Below are 22,553 nucleotides of genomic sequence, written 5' to 3'. Positions count from 1 at the left end.
TTCCTTAACGCCGCTCTGCGGGCAGTTTGGCGGCTTTGTTCACGTCATACCACCAGGTATCGAAACCCAGCGTATAGACAGGGCGTACAGAGGGCAGCGAGAATTTGTCCCAGCGGGCGAGGCGATCTTCGCCCATGTACCACATTGGCAGCATGTAGTAGTTCCAGGTTAACACCCTGTCGAGCGCGCGGCCGAGCGGAAGCAATTTCTCTTTATCGCCCTGCGCGGCGGCGATTTTCGCAATCAGCGCATCGATAGCCGGACTCTTAACGCCGGGGGCATTGTAGGAGGAGTCGATATAGCTGGAGGCCCATGAAATCTGGAGATCTGAGCTGGGCCACGGCTGCGCGGCCCACAGGCTTTGCATCATATCGTAATCCCGGCTGCGCTTGCGGTTGGTGAGCTGCGCAATATCCACCTGGCGGATGTTCAGGGTGATCCCCAGCCGAGCGAGATTCTGCTTAAACGGCAATACCCACTGGTCATTCGCCCCTGAAGCGAGCAGGAGCTCGAAACTCAGCGGCTTGCCCGTTTGCACGTTCACCCGTTTTTGATTTTTCAGGTGCCATCCCGCCTCATCCAGCAGCGCGCTGGCTTTCAGAAGGTTGTCACGGTCAAAGCCCTTACCGTCGGATTTAGGCGGTTCAAACACGCTCGTAAAGACCTCCGGCGGGAGTTCCGCCTTCAGCGGAGCCAGCAAGACCAGCTCATCGGCATCAGGATAGTCGCGAGCGGCATATTCAGTGTTCTGGAAATAGCTGTTAGCGCGGCTGTAGGCACCGTAAAACAGCGCCTTATTCATCCACTCGAAATCGAACGCCAGGGTAATCGCCTCGCGCACCCGACGGTCGCTGAATACCGGGCGCTGGATATTAAACGCCAGCCAGCGGGTATCCTGGGCAGATTCATTTTTATGCTCGTCTTTAACGATATAACCGTTGGCAAAGTTTTTCCCGATATAGCGCGTAGCCCAGTTTTTGGCACTGCTCTCCACGCGCAAATCAAACGCTCCCGCCTTGAACGCCTCAAACGCCACGTTATCGTCAAGGTAATAATCATAGCGAAGGGTGTCAAAGTTCCAGCGTCCACGGTTTACCGGAAGATTTGCAGCCCAGTAATCTTTGACGCGGGAATAGACCACATACTGCCCCATTCGCCAGTCGGTAATGCGATACGGTCCGCCCGCCAGCGGCGGCGTGGAGAGCGGGTCGCTCAGCTTGTGGTTTTTCCAGAAGGATTCAGGCATGACGGGCAAGGAGAACAGGCTCAGCATATTCTCTTTGTTTGGTTCACTCAGTTCGATACGCACGGTCAGCGGGGCGATGGCTTTCACGGTGGTGCCTCTGTACACCAGACGGAACTGTGGGACCCCTTCGGTCATAAACTTGTGAAACGTGAAGGCTACGTCGCGGGCGCGAACCGGCGTGCCATCATGAAAACGCGCCTGCGGGTTAAGTGAAATTTCGGCCCACGCGAAGTTATCCGCGTAACGTACGTTCTCCGCCACCAGCGGGTAGTAACTGCCCGGCTCATCGTCTGACGTCACGAACAGCGTGTCATAGAGCGACTCCGTTCGCGCCGCCGCCACGCCGCGCAGGGCAAAGCGGTTAAAGTTATCGAAGGTGCCCGTGGCTGAAAGCGTTACGTTTCCGCCTTTAGGCGCGGCGGTGTTAACGTAATCGTAGTGGGTAAAATTAACCGCGTACTTAGGTTCGCCAATCACCGCGAATGCCGTGCTCTCGTTGATGGTTTGCGCCTGACTGGACAGGCTCACCACTGCCATTAACATCACTACGACGCGCATAAACATCTCGTGGCGGATCCTTCGTTCACAATAAAACTGAATAATAAGTGACGTCGCCGCCATTGTGAAATTATTCACCGGACATCATATCGGGTTGCCATGTGCGAAACTGTGCCAGCGGCATAGGGCGGCTGATCCAGTATCCCTGCAGGAAGTTAACGCCATGCTCGCGCAACCAGGCCGCCTGCTCAGGCGTTTCCACCCCTTCGGCGACGGTGGACATGTTCAGTCGCCTTGCGAGGGTCAATACGGCATCAAGTACGGGCGATGTAACGGTTTCGGTTCCAATGGCGTTGACAAAACCCCGGTCGATTTTGATGTAGTCCATTGTGAAATGCTCGAGATAAATCAGGGCGCTGTGTCCGGTCCCGAAATCATCAATCGCGATTTCAAAACCTTCATTGTGTAGCCATTCAAAAAGCTGGTTGGCCTCGCGCTGATTAATCATGTCGCGCTCGGTGATTTCCAGTACCGTCTGGAAATGATCGGGCGGCAGCGAGGCGTTGAAGCTTTGCATATCTTCTTTAAAACTCTCCGCATGCAAATGCCCGGGCGCAATGTTTATCCCCAGCTTGGCTCCCGCAGGCAATACGCTCTGTAATACGTGTGCGTCACGAATAATGAGATCAAAAAGATGCAGCGTCAGAGGAACAATCAGCTTTTGCGCTTCAGCAAAGTTAATAAACGCGTCCGGCGGGATTTCGCCCATCGTCGGGTGTTTCCAGCGCATCAGCACTTCCACGCCGCGCATTTTCAGCTCTTTAGCATCGACCACAGGCTGATACACCACATAGAACTGATTGTGCTTAATGGCGGTTAAAATTTCCTTACCCGGATTCAGGCGTATGGTCAGGATATAAAAATTGAGCGTTCCGGCGGCTATGCCGCACACCAGCCCGAAGAAGAGGGCGAAGAGGATTTCCTCGCTGGTCCAGGCTTCGGCATAGATCTTGATGGTCAGAGGAATGTCTTTCAGCGTGGCGGTGCGGGCGGCGGTTTCATGGAGATCTCCCGCCTTGACCAGCGAGCTGGACATCGTCGACAACGCGTTGTCGCCAATGATGATGGCAATACCCGCGAACTCGTCCTGACGCGCGGCATAGAGCAGGTACGGTGTCAGATTGAGATTCACCGAGGTAAAGACGCCGCCGTCCTTAACCAACGGATTACGGTACCAGATGGCAATGGCCGGTTTATTCGGCAGCATGGGCGTGCCGGACAACAGGGCAATATCGATCGGCTTATTGATGTGCAACTCGGGGATAAGCGCTTCCATCGGGGAGTTCATCGGCCCCGTGGCGGAAGAGCAGAACGCTATTTTGTCTCTGACCAGCAGGAAGGCGCGCACATTAATACTGAAGGCCGCGCGTGAAGTCAGTTCAGCGTTAACGTCATGGCAATTGTTCAGCGTCAGCGGCTGGAGCAGATCGATAGACTCTTTTAGCTCACCGAAGTAGCTCTCCATGTAGATGCTCACATCTTCAATCAGGGTATCGAATCTGACTTCCCGCTTGTGGTTACTCCAGAAAAACTGCAATGAGCCCAGGAGCAGGGCGACAATAAGCCCTGTGACAATACTGAGAAACAGTATCTTGCGATGACTGGAAAAGTAGCGGGTGAACATAGAGATCGTGATTCCTGAGTAGCCGCTGAATGTATTCAGTGTAACGGGCAAAAAAAAACACCGCCGAAGCAGTGCTTTTTTTTATTATATCGCCAGCCAAGGGATAACCAACGATACAATCATCATATTAACTGCGGGTCAAAACTCGGCGCGCTTCGTTGTAGCGCTTCTTCCAGTACGGTTCATTCATGCTGGAAATGGTCACACCGCTGCTGGTGGAAGCATGAACGAACTGGTCGTTGCCAATGTAGATGCCAACATGTCGACCCGTAGAACCCGCACGGAACAGAACTAAATCACCGGTACGCAGTTTGGAACGTGAAATCGACTTGCCCGTCTCCTGCTGTTCATAGGTTGAACGCGGAAGATCTAACCCAAATTGTTCGCGGAAGGTTCGTTGTACGAAACTGGAACAATCAATGCCTTTTTTCGTGCTGCCGCCAAGACGATAACGCACGCCTTTCCAGTCAGCATACTGGTCCATAATACGGGACTTAACGTCCAGATTACGCACCATATTCTCAAATTCATCCTGAGAGGCTTGCAGTGACGAGGAATCTTCTGTTCCCACAACACGCGTCTCAGGATGCATATTCTTAGCGGTGTTCGATGTACTACATGCCGAAAGCAGAACCGCTACTGCTATCGCCGGGATCCCCCGCATGAAATATCTCAAAATCGGTTGAGATTTGACCATTTTGTTTATTTTCCCTTGAAGTCCTTAACGATAAATATCGTTATAAAAATGCCAAACGTGACGAGACTAATTATCTGTTCACATTGAGACAATTCTTTCTGGTCAGATTTGTGGCGCAGTGCACAAATTTATTCACCATGATAATAATTATCTCAGTGGGGCAAAACGAGTTCGAGATTAACCGATTGCAAGGGGCATTGCGAGCAAAAAAGTCCGATTTTTTATAAGAAAATGTGATACCAGGAGTAAAAAAACGTAAATGCCCCAAAATGCCGTCAGAAGCGGCTCCAACTCATGCAATTGCTTCATTTTCAACATGAATGAGATGACAAGAATATGACGGCGCGGGGCAACGGAAGAGAGGGGACTATCAGGGAACGAAATGATCCCCGATAGTTTGCGTTAATTACGATGGGTTATTTGTTTAGAACTTGTTACTTATCGCCGGGCAGGTAACGATTAAAAATGGCTATTAATCGATCGCTTAACGGCGTCATCAGCACCCACGGCAAACCAATCAGCACCGCAGAGAGCGAGCCCACAACAATATCCGTCAGCCAGTGAGCGCCGATCATCACGCGCGGGAAAGCAAACACCACCACAATTACCAGCGCCGTCGCGAAGGCTTTCTTGCCAAAATAGCGCAACATGAATGCTGCAAAAATAAGCAGCATCATACCGTGATCGCCGGGGAAACTGTCCTTTGACGCATCTTTAGTCGGGATATGCAGTAATTCGCTGACGCGGTGAATATCCGGGAAATAGAGCGAAGGACTTGCGCGTTTAACCGGCATCAAATGTTGCGCCAGCTGGTTAATCACCACCGCAGTCAGCAGCATGACCAGACCTGTAATCACAATGCGGCGACGTCCTGTTTTATCTTCTTTCAGCCAGAAAGAGAGCATCAGGCAGCCCATGGCCAGCAGTGAACAGCCGTCGAAGGCGCGGTTGTTGGTAATCGCAACCAGCCACAGGAAGGTTTCACTCTTCGCCAGCGCCTGGTTGAAGAAGTGGAAAATACCGGAATCCAGCGGGAACCAGAAACCATGGTTCACCGGCAGATACCAGGATAAAAAGAGTGCCAGACCGGCAGCATTCAGCAGCAGTATTAAGGGAAATCGAGTCGTCATAACGTTCAGCATCGTTTGAAATCTGGGGCAACGTTAGCCGTCTGAACTTAAACGAAGCTTCAACAGGCTGGCCTGCAGCGTGTTCCAGTCGGTGTTAACCGCACTAATTAACTCTATCCGGCTGTCCGGGGGGGCAACATTTTGCGTTTCGATAAAGAAATCTGCGCCCTGACGATTGATGCGTACCAGCCCGTCCGGGGTTCGCATAATTCCTTTGACGCGATCGACCGGAGCAAGTCTGGCCCATTCCAGAATACCGATGGTGTCGAAAACCGTATCGGCATCAAAGATCCATCCGCAGGCCTGGTGGCCCTGACCGCTGTTGAGATTACGACGCCAGCGCTGATGTTCCGGCAGGCTCAGGGCTGCCAGACCCTGCTTCACCGCGTGGCTATGGGCGTGTTCCGCGCTGACGGGCAGTTCCGCCAGGTTCTGACGGGGGAGATCGAGCAGAGCATTATCAATTTTGCCCTGAGTGGCGTTAACCCGTTGACGATCGCCGCCGAAGCGTTGCCACCAGGCATCGAACGCGGCCTGGCTTTCAGCCGTTGCGCGATCCTCTTTGTTCGCCACGATGATATCAGCCGCGGCGAGCTGATCGCGGAAGTTTTCATTGGCCACGGCCTTCTCGTCCAGAAGCTGGCGCGGATCCAGAAGACACAGCGTGGCGCGCAGGTCGATCCACGGCTCGTAAACCGGTGCGGTCAGCAAATCGAGGATCTGCCTGGGGTGGCCCAGCCCGGTCGGTTCTATCAGCAGACGGTCCGGTTTACCCTGGCGCAGCAGCGTGTTCAGTCCGACCTGCATGGGTAAACCATTTACGCAGCACATACAGCCGCCCGGGATCTCTTTGATCATCGCCCCGCTGTCAGACAGCAATGCGCCGTCGATGCCCACTTCGCCGAATTCGTTGACCAGTACGGCCCACTTTTCTGCCGGATCTTTATTCGCGAGCAGGTGCAAAATTGAGGTGGTTTTTCCGCTGCCGAGAAAACCGGTAATGAGGTTGGTTTTGGTCACATGCGCTCCGATGACTTACTGTGATGCTATAACAATTAGCCATCATCCTGGCGAAAAAAAAGCGTCATGAGAAGGGGGAAGAGCGAACGGAGAGGTTTTCCGTTCGCCTTAACGGCAAGAATGGCTAAATATTTAACGTTTCAATAACAGCCTGACGCGCACCGCAGCGGGTGAGGCGCTGATATGCTTCGTTTACCGCATTTACAAAGACGCTGTTGTGAGGCAGATCCTGACCAAAGACTTCACTCAGCGTCAGCAGGGCGTTTACGCGATCCGCTTCGCTGCTGGACTTGACGACTGACTGGATTTTATCAATTAGCGGGTCGCGCACATCAATCTCATCACCACGCTCATCCGTGCCGCTGACGTAGCGGATCCAGCCGGCGACACCCAGCGCCAGAAGCGGCCAGGCGCTGTTACGCTCAAGATGTACGCGTATCCCGTCCAGCATGCGCTGAGGCAACTTCTGACTGCCGTCCATCGCGATTTGCCAGGTTCGATGCTGCAATGCGGGATTCGCAAAACGGTCGATCAGGCTATCGGCATAGGCCGTGAGATCCACATCTGTGATGCGCAAGGTCGGCGCCTGCTCGTTCAGCATTAAGCGGCGGGCGGCTTCGCGGAAGCTCGCGTCCTCCATGCATTCATTGATATGCGCGTATCCCGCGAGATACCCCAGATAAGCCAGAAAAGAGTGGCTACCGTTGAGCATCCGCAATTTCATTTGTTCCCACGGCAGAACATCCTTCACCATCTGCACGCCCGCAGCCTCCCACTCAGGGCGTCCGGCGACAAAGTTATCTTCGACCACCCACTGAATAAACGGCTCGCAGCTGATGGCGCAGGGATCTTCAACGCCAAGTTCCCGGGTGATTTCCGCAAGCGATGCCTCCGTTGCGGCGGGGACAATTCTGTCGACCATCGTGCCCGGAAAACTCACGTGAGTATCAATCCACCCGGCCAGCTCAGCGGAACGTTTTTGCGCCATCCCGAGCACGGCGTTTTTTACGACGTGGCCGTTGTCCGGGATATTGTCGCAGGAGAGAACGGTAAACGGCGTAAGGCCGCGTTCGCGACGGCGGTGAAGGGCTTCAACCAGGATCCCCGGCGCGGAATGCGGCTCGGTCGGGTTTTCCAGATCGTGCAGGATGCGGGTGTTGTGCATATCCAGCTTGCCGGTCGCGGGATCGATGCAATAACCTTTTTCCGTGATGGTCAGGGAGACAATCGCGACCTGCGGCTCGCAAAATTTCTCGATAATAGCCGCCAGCGAATCGAGTTTGGCATTCAGACATTCATGTACCGCGCCGACGACAATAGCCTGGTTCCCCTCCGCACCTTTCTGCATCACGGTAAAGAGATGATCCTGCGCGCGCAGCTGGCTCATCAGCACATCGCCGCTGAAAAGGCTGATTTCACAAATACCCCAGTCGCCTCCTTTTTCAGTCAGCACCCGGTTTGTTAACAACGCCTGATGCGCGCGGTGAAATGCGCCGAAGCCAAAATGGACAATGCGCGAGCGTAATTGCTGGCGATCGTAGCGAGGCTGCTGCACGCGGGCAGGAAGCGAGGTGGAGGCAATTGTCTTCATGAAATACACACCTGATTAACCATTAATTAACAATGCCAGTGTAAAGTTATATGACAACAAATTGAATTGGTAAGCCGTAAATATCCCCGTTCTGTGAGTTTGATCAATCAATGTGTGGCGCTGTGTTGACCCTTTGCGGTAAACATGTATGGTAGTCGTCATTGCAGTAACCCATATTGGTATAACAACTTGAGAGGATGAGGCAATGGAACAAACCTGGCGTTGGTACGGGCCGAACGATCCGGTTTCTCTTGATGATGTACGTCAGGCAGGCGCAACGGGCGTTGTCACGGCACTGCATCATATTCCTAACGGTCAGGTCTGGCCGGTAGAGGAAATTCAAAAGCGTCAGGCGTTGCTGGCGGAGAAGGGGTTAACCTGGTCAGTCGTGGAAAGTATTCCGGTCCACGAGGATATCAAAACCCATTCGGGTGAATACCAGACCTGGATTGCCAACTATCAGCAGAGCATCCGTAATCTGGCGGCCTGCGGCATTGATACGGTCTGCTATAACTTTATGCCTATCCTGGACTGGACGCGTACCGATCTTGAATACCAGATGGCGGATGGTTCAAAAGCGCTGCGTTTCGACCAGATCGCCTTTGCGGCGTTTGAACTGCACATTCTGAAGCGTCCTGGTGCTGAAGCGGATTACACCCCAGAAGAGCAGCAGCAGGCGCTCGCGTGGTTCAATGCGGCCAGTGCTGCCGACATCGAAAAGCTTACCTGCAACATTATTGCCGGGCTGCCGGGTGCTGAAGAAGGCTATACACTGGACCAGTTCCGCGCACGTCTGGCGGAATACGGTGATATCGATAAAAACCAGCTTCGCGAAAACATGGCGTACTTCCTGCGCGCAATTGTACCGGTGGCAGAAGAGTCGGGCGTTCGTCTGGCCGTACACCCGGACGATCCTCCGCGTCCTATCCTCGGCCTGCCGCGTATCGTGTCGACGATTGAAGATATGCAGTGGCTGAAAGAGACGGTAGACAGCATCTATAACGGCTTTACGATGTGTACCGGTTCTTACGGCGTGCGGGCGGATAACGACCTGGTACGGATGATTGAAACCTTTGGCGATCGTATTCACTTCACGCATTTGCGTGCAACCTGCCGCGAAGAGAACCCGAAAACCTTCCACGAAGCCGCGCATCTGAACGGTGACGTGAATATGGTGGCGGTGGTGGACGCCATTCTTGCGGAAGAAGTGCGCCGTAAGCACGCGGGCGATGTGCGTCCTATTCCGTTCCGTCCGGATCACGGGCACCAGATGCTGGACGATCTGCGTAAGAAAACCAACCCGGGCTATTCGGCGATTGGTCGCCTGAAAGGGATGGCGGAAGTGCGCGGCGTTGAGCTGGCGCTGAAGATGACGAAGTATCCGGAGCTTCTGTAACCGGAATTGCCGGGTGGCGGCTTCGCCTTACCCGGCCTACAAAAACACAAAAACCGGCTTCAGGGCCGGTTTTTTCGTAGGTCGGGTAAGCGTAGCGCCACCCGACAAACGCCGCAATCAGTCGGCACGACCCATATAGCGTTTTTCTTCGATATGGATGCGGATCTTCTCGCCAGCAGACAGGTATTCTGGCACCTGCACAACCAGACCGGTGGTCAGGGTAGCCGGTTTGTTACGCGCACTCGCAGACGCGCCTTTGATGCCCGGTGCGGTCTCCACGATTTCCAGATCGACGGTCTGAGGCAGCTCCAGCGCCAGCAGCACGCCGTCCCAGGTCAGCACCTGCATATCCGGCATACCGCCTTCAGGGATAAACAGCAGCTCTTCTTCGATCTGATCTTTAGTGAAGATGTACGGGGTGTAATCTTCTTTGTCCATGAACACATATTCGTTGCCGTCGATGTAGGAGAAATCAACATAGCGACGGGTCAGGGTCACGGTATCGACGATATCGTCACCTTTAAAGCGTTCTTCCACTTTCAGGCCGGTACGCACATCGGCGAAACGCATTTTATACAGCGTCGCTGCGCCACGGGCGCTAGGTGCCTGAATATCGATATCTTTCACAATCAGCAGCTTGCCGTTGTAATTCAGTACCATACCTTTCTTAATTTCGTTCGCTCTTGGCATTGCAGTAATCCTGTTTACGGGAGGTAAAAAATATCGCGCCAAATTACTCGCGCGCGGCCTTTCAGGCAAGCGGAATTCGTGGCTTTTGCTATCAATACAAAAAAGGTGTTACTGTGCGCCCGATGCCCGACTGAGCGGGCGTTCATCACTGACTGAGAGCATTTATGGATTGTCGTCCAGATTGTGGCGCGTGCTGTACTGCACCGTCCATTTCAAGCCCCATTCCAGGAATGCCGGAGGGCAAGCCTGCCAACACCCGCTGCGTTCAGCTTTCTGAGGCGAATCTCTGTATGATCTTTGGATCGCCCCTTCGCCCGAAGGTGTGCTCCGGGCTTCAGCCATCCGCGGACATGTGCGGCAGTACGCGAGCGCAGGCGATGACGTACCTGCTTGAGCTGGAAGCGCTCACCGCGCCCTAAACGTCTTTGATCCGCGTCAGACAGGTAATCGTCAGGACGCACATCACCAGGGCAATCCAGAATACCGTGTGGTAGTACCAGATCTCCGCCACGACGCCGGCCATCGAGCCCGCAATAATCCAGCCCACGCGGGTGGTATTAGTATAAAGGGTGGTGGCAGAGCCTGCCTGACCCGGCATTAAATCCTGGAAGTAGAGCATGCCAATCCCGGCGAGAATGCCGATGTAGATGGCGTTCAGCAGCTGTAAGGCCAGCAGCAGCGCGGGCGTATGCACCGTCAGCATCCCGACATAGAACAGCAGCCCGGCGACCGCCGCGATGCGCATCAAAAAACGTTTCCCAAAGCGCTTTGCGTAATAGCCAGCAATCAGCATGGTCGGGATCTCAAGGCCAGCGGCCATCCCCATCATGATGCCCGCCAGCTTCTCCGGCAGGTGCAGTTCATCAATAATAAACAGCGGCATGTTGATGATATAAAGGCTGTTTGTGCCCCACATCAGCGTACAGATAATAAAGAGGAGCAGGGCATCGCGGCGGTTACGACGCGGTGCTTCCAGCGCGCCTGTCGCCAGTTTCGGCTCTTTACGCATTGAGGGCAGGAAGAACCACACCATTGTGCCGCACACGACAAAGGCCACCGCCGCGCTCAGATACATCACCGTAAAGCCAAAGCCCATCGCCAGCGCGTATGCCAGCGGCGGACCAATAACCCATGCCAGCGATACCTGAGCGCGCAGGATTGAGCTGAACATCACCGCCTCGCGTCCGGTCTGGTCGGCATGCTCGCGGGCAAGGGCAAACATCTGCGGGTTGGCGGTAGAGCCAAAGCTGCTCAGAAACACCCCTACAAACAGCAAAATGAAATAGTTACGGTTCCAGGCAAACAGCACGCAGGCGAATACCCCCAGCAGGCAGCAAAAGACAATCAGGCTTTTGCGATCGCCCTTTCTGTCGGAACGTCCTGCCAGAAACTGGCTGACCAGGATGCCGATGATGGCGCTGCCGGTAAAGAAGAAGCCGACCATCGCCGGGCGGACGTGGACTTCATTGGTCAGAAATAAACTCAGCGTAGGCGTTTGTAAGGCCCCGGCGATCCCGGTAAGGAAAGCAACGATCAAAAACGCCGTTGACGTCAAATCAAGGGGCTTTGGTGAGGCGGCAGCGGGGGTGTTATGCATGTTTTCGTATCAGGATCAGCGTGGGTCAGAAAGACGCGGAGTTTACGCCGCCAGTCATTAAATAAACAGAGGGTGCGGTCACTTTTGCTACAAAAAATCAAAATGGCATTTCAATTTGGAAGCGCGTGCTGAACTTAGCTGAAACTGATGTGCTGAACGTCAGCAATATTCAGCTGAAGAAAGGAGAAATGTGCTGTAACTCTAAATTCTGAACAGCCAAATGTAACTTTCCTTGCAACGCTTTGCAGAAAGAGCAAGACTTTTTGAAACGTTTCAGCGCTATCTTGTTTTAACTGACGGAGCAGGTTAGCGCATTTTTTCTCATTAAGGCTGAAACGATTCAAGTTCAGCAGGAGAGGAGAACCATGTTCCAGTTATCTGTTCAGGATATTCACCCGGGCGCACAGGCCGGGACGAAAGAAGAGGCTATTCGCCAGGTTGCCGCTGCCCTCGTGCAGGCCGGTAACGTGGCAGAGGGTTACGTTGACGGCATGCTGGCCCGCGAGCAGCAGACCTCAACGTTCCTCGGCAATGGCATCGCTATTCCACACGGCACTACCGACACCCGTGATCAGGTGCTGAAAACGGGCGTGCAGGTTTATCAGTTCCCACAGGGTGTGCTCTGGGGTGACGGTCAGGTGGCCTATGTGGCTATCGGTATCGCGGCCAGCAGCGACGAACACCTGGGCCTGCTGCGCCAGCTTACGCATGTGCTGAGCGATGACTCGGTGGCTGAACAGCTGAAGTCTGTCACCACGGCTGAAGAGCTGCGCGCCTTGCTGATGGGTGAAAAACAGAGCGAAGCGCTGAAACTGGATAATGAAACCCTGACGCTGGATGTTGCAGCCTCTGACCTTGTGACCCTGCAAGCGCTGAACGCGGGTCGCCTGAAGGAAGCCGGTGCGGCCGATGCGACATTCGTGACGCGCGCTATCAATGATAAGCCGCTGAATCTGGGGCAGGGCGTCTGGCTGAACGACAGTGCTGAAGGCAATCTGCGCAGCGCAGTTGCCGTCAGCCGCGCCGCGAGTGCGTTTGACGTAGACGGTGACCGCGCCGCGATGCTGGTAACCGTGGCAATGGTCGATGACCAGCCGGTTTCCGTGCTGAAGCGCCTGAGCGACCTGCTGCTTAACAACAAAGCTGAAAAACTGCTGAACGCGGATGCGGCCACTGTGCTTGCGCTGCTGACCAGCGACGATGCGCTGACCGATGACGTGCTGAACGCAGAGTTCGTGGTGCGTAATGAACACGGCCTGCACGCTCGTCCGGGCACCATGCTGGTGAACACCATTAAACAATTTGAAAGCGAGATTACCGTGACCAACCTGGACGGTTCTGGCAAACCGGCGAATGGCCGTAGCCTGATGAAAGTTGTCGCGCTGGGCGTGAAGAAAGGCCACCGTCTGCGCTTCACCGCGCAGGGTGCCGATGCTGAACAGGCGCTGAAAGCGATTGGCGATGCCATCGCGGCAGGTCTGGGGGAGGGCGCATAATGAGCAGACGTGTTGCGACTATTACGCTGAACCCGGCTTACGATCTGGTGGGCTTTTGCCCGGAAATTGAACGCGGCGAAGTGAACCTCGTACGTACCACTGGCCTGCATGCGGCGGGTAAAGGGATTAACGTCGCGAAAGTGCTCAAAGATCTCGGCATCGACGTCACCGTTGGCGGCTTCCTCGGTAAAGATAACCAGGACGGTTTCCAGCAACTGTTCAGCGAGCTGGGCATTGCCAACCGTTTCCAGGTGGTTCAGGGCCGTACCCGTATCAACGTTAAACTGACGGAGAAAGACGGCGAAGTCACCGATCTCAACTTCTCTGGCTTCGAAGTGACGCCTGCTGACTGGGAACGCTTCGTCACTGATTCCCTGACCTGGCTGGGCCAGTTCGACATGGTGTGCGTCAGCGGCAGCCTGCCGTCCGGCGTGAGCCCGGAAGCCTTCACCGACTGGATGACGCGCCTGCGCAGCCAGTGCCCGTGCATTATTTTTGACAGCAGCCGCGATGCGCTGGTGGCGGGTCTGAAAGCCTCTCCGTGGCTGGTGAAGCCAAATCGTCGCGAACTGGAGATCTGGGCAGGCCGTAAGCTGCCAGAATTAAAGGATGTGATTGAAGCAGCTCATGCGCTGCGCGAGCAGGGCATCGCTCACGTGGTGATTTCGCTGGGTGCAGAAGGGGCGTTGTGGGTTAACGCTTCAGGTGAATGGATTGCCAAACCGCCGTCAATGGAAGTTGTCAGCACCGTTGGCGCGGGGGATTCCATGGTTGGCGGCCTTATCTACGGTCTGCTGATGCGTGAATCCAGTGAACATACGTTACGTCTTGCCACCGCCGTTGCTGCCCTGGCCGTGAGCCAGAGCAATGTCGGTATTACCGATCGTACCCAGTTAGCCGCGATGATGGCGCGCGTTGACTTAAAACCTTTTAACTAACAGCAGGAGAGGAATAATGAAAACGCTGCTGATCATTGACTCCGGTCTCGGACAGGCTCGCGCCTACATGGCGAAGACCCTGCTGGGCGCGGCGGCACAAAAAGCACACCTGGACATCATTGATAACCCGGGTGATGCCGAACTGGCGATTGTCCTGGGCGATAAAATCCCCGCAGACAGCGCGCTGAACGGCAAAAAAGTGTGGCTGGGCGATATTAATCGCGCGGTGGCACATCCTGAGCTGTTCCTGAGCGAAGCGAAAGATCACGCCGCTGTCTACAGCGCACCTGTTGCGGCGGCTCCGGCTCCGGCTGCGGCTTCCGGTCCGAAACGCGTTGTTGCGGTTACGGCTTGCCCAACAGGCGTGGCGCATACCTTTATGGCGGCTGAAGCCATTGAAACCGAAGCGAAAAAACGCGGCTGGTGGGTGAAAGTTGAAACGCGCGGCTCCGTTGGCGCGGGCAATGCGATTACCCCTGAAGAAGTGGCGGAAGCCGATCTGGTGATCGTCGCGGCTGACATCGAAGTGGATCTGGCAAAATTTGCCGGTAAGCCGATGTACCGCACCTCTACCGGCCTGGCGCTGAAAAAGACCGCACAGGAATTTGATAAGGCGCTGGTGGAAGCCAAGCCGTATCAGGCGACCGGTGCAGCGAAAACCCCGTCCGAAGGGAAGAAAGAGTCTGCGGGCGCATATCGTCACCTGCTGACCGGCGTGTCCTACATGCTGCCGATGGTGGTGGCAGGCGGTCTGTGTATCGCGCTCTCCTTCGCGTTTGGTATTACCGCGTTTAAAGAAGAAGGCACTCTGGCGGCTGCGTTAATGCAGATCGGCGGCGGCTCCGCGTTCGCATTGATGGTACCGGTACTGGCAGGCTTTATCGCCTTCTCCATTGCTGACCGTCCGGGTCTGACCCCGGGTCTTATCGGCGGTATGCTGGCGGTGAGCACCGGCTCTGGCTTTATCGGCGGTATCATTGCCGGTTTCCTGGCAGGTTACGTCGCGAAGCTGATTAGCTCTAAGCTGAAGCTGCCGCAGAGTATGGAAGCGCTGAAGCCGATCCTGATTATCCCGCTGATCTCCAGCCTGGTGGTCGGTCTGGCGATGATTTACCTGATTGGTAAGCCGGTTGCGGGCATTCTGGCGGGTCTGACCCACTGGCTGCAAACCATGGGCACTGCTAACGCGGTTCTGCTGGGCGCAATCCTCGGCGGCATGATGTGTACCGACATGGGCGGCCCGGTGAACAAAGCGGCATACGCCTTTGGCGTTGGCCTGCTGAGTACCCAGACCTACGCGCCGATGGCGGCAATCATGGCGGCAGGTATGGTGCCACCGCTGGCGCTCGGTCTGGCAACGATTATTGCCCGTCGTAAGTTCGATAAAGCGCAGCAGGAAGGCGGTAAAGCGGCGCTGGTTCTGGGCCTCTGCTTCATTACCGAAGGCGCAATTCCGTTCGCGGCGCGTGACCCAATGCGCGTTCTGCCATGCTGTATCGTTGGTGGCGCGGTAACGGGCGCAATCTCTATGGCGATTGGCGCGAAGCTGATGGCACCACACGGCGGTCTGTTCGTCCTGCTGATCCCTGGCGCCATCACGCCGGTACTGGGTTATCTGCTGGCGATTATTGCCGGTACGCTGGTGGCGGGTCTGTCTTATGCGGTGCTGAAGCGTCCGGAAGCGGAAGTTGTGGCAAAAGCCGCGTAAAAAAGGTGTCGGGTGGCGGCTTCGCCTTACCCGACCTACAAAAAAGCCGGGTTGCATTATGCACCCGGCTTTTTTTATGCCGCCTGTTCAGCGGTTTGCTGCGCCTTCAGCCAGGCAATTTCTTCCGCCCAGATATCCGGGTTGATGGTTTCGAGCACCATCGGAATACCGTCGAAGCGGGCGTCCTGCATGATAAAGCGGAACGCATCGTGGCCGATGTTGCCTTCGCCCAGGCTGTGGTGGCGGTCAACGCGGCTGCCGAACGCGCTTTTCGCATCGTTCAGGTGCATGCCGCGCAGGTACTGAAAGCCCACGATGCGCTCGAACTCTTCGAAGGTGTTTTTCGTTGCTTCGGTGGTGCGCAGGTCATACCCGGCCGCAAACGCATGGCAGGTATCAATGCACACACCCACGCGGGATTTATCTTCCACGCCGTCAATAATCGCCGCCAGATGTTCGAACCTGAAGCCGAGGTTGCTGCCCTGACCGGCGGTGTTCTCAATTACCGCGGTGACGCCTTTGGTCTTGTCCAGCGTGATGTTGATGGACTCGGCAATGCGCGCCAGGCAGGCATCTTCATCAATTTGCATCAAATGACTGCCCGGATGGAAGTTCAGCAGCGTCAGCCCCAGCTGTTCGCAGCGCTGCACTTCATCAAGGAACGCCTCGCGTGATTTTTCCAGCGCTTCCTGAACCGGATGACCGAGGTTAATCAGGTAGCTGTCGTGGGGGAGAATTTGGCCGGGCCCGTAGCGGTATTTCTCGCAGGCGGCTTTGAAGTCATCAATCACGTCAGTAGTGAGCGGTGCGGCGCGCCACTGGCGCTGGTTTTTGGTGAACAGGGCGAAAGCGGTCGCCTCGATTTCGGCGGCGCGAATGGCGGCATTCGCAAGGCCACCGGCGGCGCTAACGTGCGCTCCAACGTATTTCATAAAAAAACTCCTGCTAACCCGAAACGCTTATGATAGCGGGTTAGCAGGAGAAGGACGAGATGGTTTATGCCATCAGGCTGTGTACGGCGAGGTTAATCGCACCGCCGCCGACAATCAGCCAGATGAAGAGCACCAGCGCCATCAGCAGCGGTTTCGCACCGGCCTTTTTCAGCGCGCTGACGTGAGTGGTCACACCCAGCGCCGCCATTGCCATCGCCAGCAGCACGGTGTCCAGCGTCACCAGCATATCCACTACCGCTTTCGGCAGCAGGTGGAAGGAGTTAAAGATAGCGACCACGATGAACAGGATCGCAAACCACGGAATAGTGATTTTGCTCTTCTCGCTGCCGCCAGCCGGAGCCAGCTGTTTAACCCGCGCGGCCAGGAAAATCAGGAACGGGGCCAGCATCATGACGCGCAGCATTTTGGCAATCACCGCCGCGTTTTCGGCTTCCGGGTTAATGGCGTGTCCTGCTGCGACGACCTGAGCCACTTCGTGCATGGTCGAACCGATATAAATGCCGTAGGTTTCCGGGCTAAACCAGTGGGCGACCAGGGGATACATCGCCGGGTAGAGGAAGATCGCCAGCGTACCGAAGATCACCACCGTCGCCACCGCCACGGTCACCTTGCTGGCTTCGGCCTTAACGACGGGTTCTGTTGCCAGCACCGCTGCTGCCCCACAGATACTGCTCCCGGCACCAATCAGCCAGCTGGTGTGCTTGTCCAGGCCAAAGACTTTCTGGCCGATAAAGCAGGCCAGTAAAAAGGTGCTGGTCAGGGTCAGGACGTCGATGGCAATCCCGCTCACACCCACGTCCGCTATCTGCGAAAAGGTGAGGCGAAAGCCGTAAAGAATGATCCCGAGGCGCAGCAGATGCTGCTTGGCGAAAATCACGCCGCCATCGCAGGATTTCCAGATGTGCGGGTATAGGGTATTCCCGACCACCATGCCGAGCAAAATTGCCAGCGTTAGGGCGCTGAAACCTGCGCCTGCGATAGCCGGGATGCTGCCGCCCCATAATGCAGCGCCGGTTATCACGGCGCTGAGCGCAAGACCCGGCACGAAGTGCCACACTGTACGATGATGTTCTAAGGTGAGTTCTGACATAACCTTCTCCTTTGTCTGGCTTAAAGGTTACGGCGTGCTGGCTTAAAAATAAAATTGATTATATATTTATAATTAATCTATATAAGTGGTAAACAACCATGCACATTACATTGCGTCAACTGGAAGTCTTCGCTGAAGTGCTGAAGAGTGGATCGACGACCCAGGCCTCACAGATGCTGGCGCTCTCGCAGTCTGCGGTCAGCGCGGCGCTGACCGATCTCGAAGGACAGCTGGGCGTGCAGCTGTTCGACAGGGTAGGGAAGCGGCTGGTGGTCAACGAACATGGCCGTCTGCTTTACCCACGCGCGTTGGCATTGCTGGAACAGGCCATCGAAATTGAACAGCTGTTCCGCGAAGACAACGGCGCGATCCGCGTGTTTGCCAGCAGCACCATTGGTAACTACATCCTGCCGGAGGTGATTGCCCGCTACCGCCGTGATTTCCCGACGCTGCCTCTGGAGATGAGCGTGGGCAATAGCCAGGACGTGATTAACGCGGTGATCGATTTCCGCGTCGATATCGGCCTGATTGAAGGGCCGTGCCACAACGTGGATATCATTGCCGAACCCTGGCTGGAAGATGAACTGGTGGTGTTTGCCTCCCCGGCCTCTTCTTTATTACAGGGCGAGGTGACGCTGGAACGTCTGGCGCAGGCGCAGTGGATCCTGCGCGAGCAGGGTTCTGGCACGCGTGAAATCGTCGATTACCTGCTGCTCTCCCATCTGCCGCAGTTCCAGCTGGGGATGGAGCTGGGCAACTCAGAGGCCATCAAGCACGCGGTGCGTCATGGACTGGGCATCAGCTGCCTTTCGCGGCGCGTGATTGCTGAACAGCTCGAGGTCGGATCGCTGGTCGAAATTCCCATTCCTCTGCCGAAGCTGGTGCGCACGCTGTGGTGCATTCATCACCGCCAGAAACACCTTTCCAGTTCGCTTCAGCGTTTTCTGCGCTACTGCGCCATTTAACCTTCCCCGGTGGCGCTTCGCTTACCGGGGCTACGCGCGCCTGTCACCTAACATTTTTATGCTTTACTTATAATCCTGGCCGAGTCATGAAGCTCTCTTATAACTGGGTATTTCTGCCGGAAGGAACGGAGATCGTCTGCTACAATCGCGCCTCATTTAATAAATGGACAGCATTTTCACATGGTTTCAGAAACTAAAACCACAGAAGCGCCCGCGCTACGTCGCGAACTTAAGGCGCGTCACCTGACGATGATCGCTATCGGCGGTTCCATCGGTACAGGTCTTTTCGTTGCCTCTGGCGCAACGATTTCAGCAGCAGGCCCGGGTGGGGCACTCTTCTCTTATATCCTGATTGGCCTGATGGTCTACTTCCTGATGACCAGTCTGGGCGAACTGGCGGCTTACATGCCGGTGTCCGGCTCGTTTTCAACCTACGGGCAAAAATACGTTGAAGAAGGCTTCGGCTTCGCGCTGGGCTGGAACTACTGGTACAACTGGGCGGTCACTATCGCCGTTGACCTGGTCGCCGCGCAACTGGTGATGAACTGGTGGTTCCCGGATACGCCGGGCTGGATCTGGAGCGCCCTGTTCCTGGCCGTCATCTTCCTGCTGAACTACATCTCTGTGCGCGGTTTCGGCGAAGCAGAATACTGGTTCTCTTTAATTAAAGTGGCTACCGTCATCATCTTTATCGTTGTCGGCGTGGCGATGATCGTGGGTATTTTTAAAGGCGCTGAACCTGCCGGATGGAGTAACTGGACGATAGGCGATGCGCCGTTTGCCGGGGGCTTCTCGGCGATGATTGGCGTGGCAATGATTGTCGGCTTCTCCTTCCAGGGGACCGAGCTTATCGGTATTGCGGCCGGTGAGTCTGAAAACCCGGAGAAGAACATTCCGCGCGCGGTGCGTCAGGTGTTCTGGCGTATCCTGCTGTTCTATGTGTTCGCTATTCTGATTATCAGCCTGATTATTCCGTATACCGACCCGAGCCTGCTGCGTAACGATGTCAAAGACATCAGCGTCAGCCCGTTCACGCTGGTCTTCCAGCACGCGGGTCTGCTCTCGGCGGCGGCGGTGATGAACGCGGTGATCCTGACGGCGGTGCTGTCTGCGGGTAACTCCGGTATGTACGCATCCACCCGTATGCTGTACACCCTGGCCTGCGACGGTAAAGCTCCGCGTGTTTTCGCCAAACTGTCACGTGGCGGCGTACCGCGTAATGCGCTCTATGCAACCACGGTGATTGCCGGTCTGTGCTTCCTGACCTCGATGTTTGGCAACCAGACGGTCTACCTGTGGCTGCTGAATACCTCCGGGATGACGGGCTTTATCGCCTGGCTGGGGATTGCCATCAGCCACTACCGCTTCCGTCGCGGCTACGTGATGCAGGGCCATGACCTGAACAACCTGCCGTACCGTTCAGGGTTCTTCCCGCTGGGGCCGATTTTCGCCTTCATTCTGTGCCTGATTATTACGCTGGGGCAGAACTATGAAGCCTTCCTTGCGGATTCCATTGACTGGGGCGCCGTCACGGCCACCTACATCGGTATTCCGCTGTTCCTGATCATCTGGTTTGGCTACAAACTGACGAAAGGAACCCACTTCGTTCGCTACAGTGAAATGGATTTCCCGGAACGATTTAAACAATAACCGCACTTCCTCTCCTTTAGCCCGCTCACCTGAGCGGGCTTTTTTATCTCCACAATATGCAGAACGGATATAATTTTTAACAATTGAATTGATAATAATTATCGTTTGCTTTATCGTTACGAAATAATAAGTAAAACACCGACCCGCCGAAGATGTGGGCGGAGTGTAAAGCGTTGTGAGCAATAATTAGTTGATTTAGTTGTATTTACCTCATGGAGATATGGAATGTTTAGGTTGAATCCTTTCGTCAGGGGAGGACTTTGTGCGTCCGCAATGTCCCTGGCACTGCCTGTCATCGCTGCGGAATCTGGCGACACACTGGTTGTAACGGCATCAGCGACCGAGCAAAACCTGAAGGACGCACCGGCGAGCATCAGCGTCATTACCCAGGAAGACTTGAAGCGTAAGCCCGTTCAGAATCTTAAAGATGTGTTACAGGATGTGCCGGGCGTACAGCTCACAAACGAAGGGGACAACCGCAAAGGAGTCAGTATTCGCGGTCTGGACAGCAGCTACACGCTGATTCTGGTCGACGGCAAGCGCGTCAGCTCCCGCAACGCGGTATTCCGCCACAACGATTTTGACCTGAACTGGGTGCCTGTCGATGCCATCGAGCGGATCGAAGTGGTGCGCGGTCCGATGTCTTCCCTCTACGGTTCCGATGCGCTGGGTGGCGTGGTCAACATCATCACCAAAAAAATCGGTCAGAAATGGACCGGAACCCTGAGCGCGGATTCAACCATTCAGGAACACCGCGATCGCGGTGACACCAACAACGGTCAGTTCTACACCAGCGGCCCGCTGGTGGACGGCGTGCTGGGGCTTAAAGCCTACGGCAGCGTGTCTAAACGTGAAAAAGACGATCAGCAACAATCCTCTACCTCCGCGAGCGGTGAAACGCCGCGTATCGAAGGCTTCACCAGCCGCGACGCCAACGTCGAATTCGCCTGGACGCCGACGGAAAATCATGACTTTACCGCGGGATACGGTTTCGACCGTCAGGATCGCGACTCAGACTCCCTCGACAAAAACCGCCTTGAGCGCCAGAACTACTCCCTCAGCCACAACGGCCGCTGGGGCGTGGGCAACAGTGAACTGAAGGTGTACGGCGAGAAGGTCGACAACAAAAACCCGGGCAACAGCAGTCCGATTACCTCCGAAAGCAACGCGGTTGATGGGAAGTACGTGCTGCCGCTGGGCGAAATCAATCAGCTGCTGACCTTCGGCGGCGAGTGGCGTCACGACAAGCTGAAAGATCCAGTCAACCTGACGGGTAGCTCCAGCAGCACGACCTCGGCAAGCCAGTACGCGCTGTTCCTTGAAGACGAATGGCGTATCTTCGAGCCGCTGGCGCTGACCACCGGCATTCGTATGGATGACCATGAAACCTATGGCGACCACTGGAGCCCGCGTGCCTATCTGGTCTACAGCGCGACCGACACCGTCACGGTGAAAGGGGGCTGGGCCACCGCGTTTAAAGCGCCATCGCTGCTGCAGCTCAGCCCGGACTGGATCACCGGTTCCTGCCGTGGCGCCTGCGAGATTGTCGGTAACCCGGACCTGAAGCCGGAAACCAGCGAAAGCTTCGAGCTGGGTCTCTACTACAGCGGGGAAGAGGGCTGGTTAGAAGGCGTGCAGGCCAGCATCACTACCTTCCAGAACGACGTGGACGACCGCATCAGCATCAGCCGTACGGCTAACGTGAACCAGGCGCAAAGCTACCCGAACTATGTTGGGCTGAACGCCGACGGCGAACCCATTTTCCGCTATTACAACGTCAACAAGGCGCGTATCCGTGGGGTAGAAACCGAGCTGAAGTTCCCGATTGCGGAAGACTGGAAAGTCACGCTGAACTACACCTACAACGATGGTCGTGACATCAGCAACGGCGGCAACAAACCGCTCTCCGAACTGCCGTTCCACACCGCTAACGGAACCGTTGACTGGAAGGCAACTCAGGACTGGTCGTTCTATGTGCAGGGTAACTATAAAGGCGAGAAACGCGCGCTCACCAGCGGTGAACCTACGCCGGGCGGCTACGTCATCTGGAACACCGGTGCGGCATGGCAGGCAACGAAAGCCGTCAAGCTGCGCGCAGGCGTGCAGAACTTGCTGGATAAAGACCTGAGCCGTGACGATTACAGCTATACGGAAGATGGTCGTCGCTACTTTGTCGGTGTGGATTATACGTTCTGATGTAACCT

General features: G+C 55.5%; 18 protein-coding genes. 8 read left to right on the top strand and 10 right to left on the bottom strand.

The window, feature by feature from the left end; all coding sequences use genetic code 11:
• Positions 1-4 precede the first annotated feature (4 nt).
• The 6 genes from K5E19_RS20180 to K5E19_RS20155 form a co-directional block, all read right to left on the bottom strand.
• Complete coding sequence (locus tag K5E19_RS20180; protein WP_221552777.1) at positions 5-1,810, bottom strand: extracellular solute-binding protein; 1,806 nt, start codon at positions 1,808-1,810, stop codon at positions 5-7.
• 64 nt (positions 1,811-1,874) lie between these two features.
• On the bottom strand, positions 1,875-3,428 hold the full coding sequence (locus K5E19_RS20175) for a cyclic di-GMP phosphodiesterase (protein WP_221552776.1): 1,554 nt from the start codon (positions 3,426-3,428) through the stop codon (positions 1,875-1,877).
• Positions 3,429-3,555: 127 nt separating this feature from the next.
• Positions 3,556-4,125: a bifunctional murein DD-endopeptidase/murein LD-carboxypeptidase gene (gene mepS / locus K5E19_RS20170; protein WP_010433488.1), complete on the bottom strand. Its 570-nt coding sequence runs from the start codon at positions 4,123-4,125 to the stop codon at positions 3,556-3,558.
• A 434-nt stretch (positions 4,126-4,559) separates the two neighbouring features.
• Complete coding sequence (locus K5E19_RS20165; protein WP_221552775.1) at positions 4,560-5,255, bottom strand: phosphatase PAP2 family protein; 696 nt, start codon at positions 5,253-5,255, stop codon at positions 4,560-4,562.
• Between the two features lie 33 nt (positions 5,256-5,288).
• Positions 5,289-6,275 carry a GTP-binding protein gene (locus K5E19_RS20160; protein WP_221552774.1) on the bottom strand — a complete coding sequence of 329 codons (987 nt, stop codon included), beginning with the start codon at positions 6,273-6,275 and terminating at the stop codon, positions 5,289-5,291.
• 124 nt (positions 6,276-6,399) lie between these two features.
• On the bottom strand, positions 6,400-7,866 hold the full coding sequence (locus K5E19_RS20155; RefSeq protein WP_221552773.1) for a mannitol dehydrogenase family protein: 1,467 nt from the start codon (positions 7,864-7,866) through the stop codon (positions 6,400-6,402).
• A 205-nt stretch (positions 7,867-8,071) separates the two neighbouring features.
• Between K5E19_RS20155 and uxuA the strand changes: the two genes are divergently transcribed.
• The gene (gene uxuA / locus K5E19_RS20150; RefSeq protein ID WP_221552772.1) at positions 8,072-9,262 is read left to right on the top strand and encodes a mannonate dehydratase; all 1,191 of its coding nucleotides are present in this window, start codon (positions 8,072-8,074) and stop codon (positions 9,260-9,262) included.
• A gap of 117 nt (positions 9,263-9,379) precedes the next feature.
• Here uxuA and yeiP read toward each other — a convergent pair whose 3' ends face one another.
• Entirely contained in the window at positions 9,380-9,952 is a 573-nt protein-coding gene (gene yeiP / locus K5E19_RS20145; RefSeq protein WP_008500940.1) for an elongation factor P-like protein YeiP, read from the bottom strand.
• Between the two features lie 164 nt (positions 9,953-10,116).
• Here yeiP and K5E19_RS20140 point away from each other — a divergent pair, with 164 nt between their 5' ends.
• On the top strand, positions 10,117-10,371 hold the full coding sequence (locus K5E19_RS20140; protein WP_221552771.1) for a YkgJ family cysteine cluster protein: 255 nt from the start codon (positions 10,117-10,119) through the stop codon (positions 10,369-10,371).
• Here the strand turns inward: K5E19_RS20140 and setB are convergent.
• Positions 10,368-11,549 (bottom strand): sugar efflux transporter SetB, encoded by a 1,182-nt coding sequence (gene setB, locus K5E19_RS20135; RefSeq protein WP_221552770.1) that lies wholly within the window; start codon positions 11,547-11,549, stop codon positions 10,368-10,370. The two genes, K5E19_RS20140 and setB, sit on opposite strands and share 4 nt — an antisense overlap.
• A gap of 365 nt (positions 11,550-11,914) precedes the next feature.
• Here setB and fruB point away from each other — a divergent pair, with 365 nt between their 5' ends.
• From fruB to fruA, 3 genes are read left to right on the top strand one after another with little or no spacing between them, the layout of a single operon-like run.
• Entirely contained in the window at positions 11,915-13,045 is a 1,131-nt protein-coding gene (gene fruB, locus K5E19_RS20130; protein WP_221552769.1) for a fused PTS fructose transporter subunit IIA/HPr protein, read from the top strand.
• Entirely contained in the window at positions 13,045-13,983 is a 939-nt protein-coding gene (gene fruK / locus K5E19_RS20125) for a 1-phosphofructokinase (protein WP_010433510.1), read from the top strand. The genes fruB and fruK overlap by 1 nt, the downstream gene beginning before the upstream one ends.
• A 16-nt stretch (positions 13,984-13,999) precedes the next feature.
• Positions 14,000-15,691, top strand: a complete 1,692-nt coding sequence (gene fruA / locus K5E19_RS20120; protein WP_221552767.1) for a PTS fructose transporter subunit IIBC — start codon at positions 14,000-14,002, stop codon at positions 15,689-15,691.
• 74 nt (positions 15,692-15,765) lie between these two features.
• Here fruA and nfo read toward each other — a convergent pair whose 3' ends face one another.
• Together nfo and K5E19_RS20110 are read right to left on the bottom strand one after the other, a co-directional pair.
• Positions 15,766-16,623 carry a deoxyribonuclease IV gene (gene nfo / locus K5E19_RS20115; RefSeq protein ID WP_221552766.1) on the bottom strand — a complete coding sequence of 286 codons (858 nt, stop codon included), beginning with the start codon at positions 16,621-16,623 and terminating at the stop codon, positions 15,766-15,768.
• 64 nt (positions 16,624-16,687) lie between these two features.
• On the bottom strand, positions 16,688-17,734 hold the full coding sequence (locus tag K5E19_RS20110; RefSeq protein WP_221552764.1) for a YeiH family protein: 1,047 nt from the start codon (positions 17,732-17,734) through the stop codon (positions 16,688-16,690).
• Between the two features lie 98 nt (positions 17,735-17,832).
• On the opposite strand from K5E19_RS20110, the gene yieE reads away from it, so the two are divergent.
• From yieE to cirA, 3 genes are all read left to right on the top strand, one after another.
• Positions 17,833-18,699, top strand: a complete 867-nt coding sequence (gene yieE / locus K5E19_RS20105) for a DNA-binding transcriptional regulator YeiE (RefSeq protein ID WP_126817496.1) — start codon at positions 17,833-17,835, stop codon at positions 18,697-18,699.
• Positions 18,700-18,879: 180 nt separating this feature from the next.
• The gene (locus tag K5E19_RS20100; RefSeq protein ID WP_221552762.1) at positions 18,880-20,349 is read left to right on the top strand and encodes an amino acid permease; all 1,470 of its coding nucleotides are present in this window, start codon (positions 18,880-18,882) and stop codon (positions 20,347-20,349) included.
• 225 nt (positions 20,350-20,574) lie between these two features.
• On the top strand, positions 20,575-22,545 hold the full coding sequence (gene cirA / locus K5E19_RS20095) for a catecholate siderophore receptor CirA (RefSeq protein WP_221552760.1): 1,971 nt from the start codon (positions 20,575-20,577) through the stop codon (positions 22,543-22,545).
• Positions 22,546-22,553: the final 8 nt, after the last annotated feature.

The organism is Enterobacter sp. RIT637 (assembly GCF_019718755.1).
Lineage (GTDB): Bacteria > Pseudomonadota > Gammaproteobacteria > Enterobacterales > Enterobacteriaceae > Enterobacter.
The sequence above is the reverse complement of the archived record's forward strand: the minus strand, read 5'-3'. Positions and strand labels throughout refer to the sequence as shown.

Bases quoted from the DNA above. Each gene is read 5' to 3' on its own strand.
- K5E19_RS20180 (WP_221552777.1), bottom strand. From the start codon at position 1,810: ATGTTTATGCGCGTCGTAGTGATGTTAATGGCAGTGGTGAGCCTGTCC.
- K5E19_RS20175 (WP_221552776.1), bottom strand. From the start codon at position 3,428: ATGTTCACCCGCTACTTTTCCAGTCATCGCAAGATACTGTTTCTCAGT.
- mepS (WP_010433488.1), bottom strand. From the start codon at position 4,125: ATGGTCAAATCTCAACCGATTTTGAGATATTTCATGCGGGGGATCCCG.
- K5E19_RS20165 (WP_221552775.1), bottom strand. From the start codon at position 5,255: ATGACGACTCGATTTCCCTTAATACTGCTGCTGAATGCTGCCGGTCTG.
- K5E19_RS20155 (WP_221552773.1), bottom strand. From the start codon at position 7,866: ATGAAGACAATTGCCTCCACCTCGCTTCCTGCCCGCGTGCAGCAGCCT.
- uxuA (WP_221552772.1), top strand. From the start codon at position 8,072: ATGGAACAAACCTGGCGTTGGTACGGGCCGAACGATCCGGTTTCTCTT.
- yeiP (WP_008500940.1), bottom strand. From the start codon at position 9,952: ATGCCAAGAGCGAACGAAATTAAGAAAGGTATGGTACTGAATTACAAC.
- K5E19_RS20140 (WP_221552771.1), top strand. From the start codon at position 10,117: ATGGATTGTCGTCCAGATTGTGGCGCGTGCTGTACTGCACCGTCCATT.
- setB (WP_221552770.1), bottom strand. From the start codon at position 11,549: ATGCATAACACCCCCGCTGCCGCCTCACCAAAGCCCCTTGATTTGACG.
- fruB (WP_221552769.1), top strand. From the start codon at position 11,915: ATGTTCCAGTTATCTGTTCAGGATATTCACCCGGGCGCACAGGCCGGG.
- fruK (WP_010433510.1), top strand. From the start codon at position 13,045: ATGAGCAGACGTGTTGCGACTATTACGCTGAACCCGGCTTACGATCTG.
- fruA (WP_221552767.1), top strand. From the start codon at position 14,000: ATGAAAACGCTGCTGATCATTGACTCCGGTCTCGGACAGGCTCGCGCC.
- nfo (WP_221552766.1), bottom strand. From the start codon at position 16,623: ATGAAATACGTTGGAGCGCACGTTAGCGCCGCCGGTGGCCTTGCGAAT.
- K5E19_RS20110 (WP_221552764.1), bottom strand. From the start codon at position 17,734: ATGTCAGAACTCACCTTAGAACATCATCGTACAGTGTGGCACTTCGTG.
- yieE (WP_126817496.1), top strand. From the start codon at position 17,833: ATGCACATTACATTGCGTCAACTGGAAGTCTTCGCTGAAGTGCTGAAG.
- K5E19_RS20100 (WP_221552762.1), top strand. From the start codon at position 18,880: ATGGTTTCAGAAACTAAAACCACAGAAGCGCCCGCGCTACGTCGCGAA.
- cirA (WP_221552760.1), top strand. From the start codon at position 20,575: ATGTTTAGGTTGAATCCTTTCGTCAGGGGAGGACTTTGTGCGTCCGCA.